Genomic DNA, 249 nt, shown 5'->3' with positions numbered 1-249 from the left:
CGAGTTCGCGCAAAAACTGGGCAAGCCATGTATCATCGGCGAATTCCACTTCGGCGCTACCGATAGAGGCATGTTCACTGGAAATATGACCGTCAAAGATCAGGTCGCGCGTGGTACTAGCTATGCCGATTACATTAAAGATGTGCTCTCCGAACCGGCCTTCATTGGCGCTCACTGGTTCCAATACTACGACGAACCAACCACTGGTCGTTCGCAGGATGGCGAGAACTTCAACATCGGCTTTGTCTC

General features: G+C 51.8%; 1 protein-coding gene. It reads left to right on the top strand.

Annotation, left to right across the window (positions count from 1 at the left end; all coding sequences use genetic code 11):
- Positions 1-249: hypothetical protein (locus RYX56_RS24245; RefSeq protein ID WP_317124369.1), on the top strand; the 249-nt coding region annotated here is incomplete at both ends.

Source organism: Alkalihalophilus lindianensis (assembly GCF_032843265.1).
GTDB lineage: Bacteria > Bacillota > Bacilli > Bacillales > Bacillaceae_D > Alkalihalophilus > Alkalihalophilus lindianensis.
The sequence above is the reverse complement of the archived record's forward strand: the minus strand, read 5'-3'. Positions and strand labels throughout refer to the sequence as shown.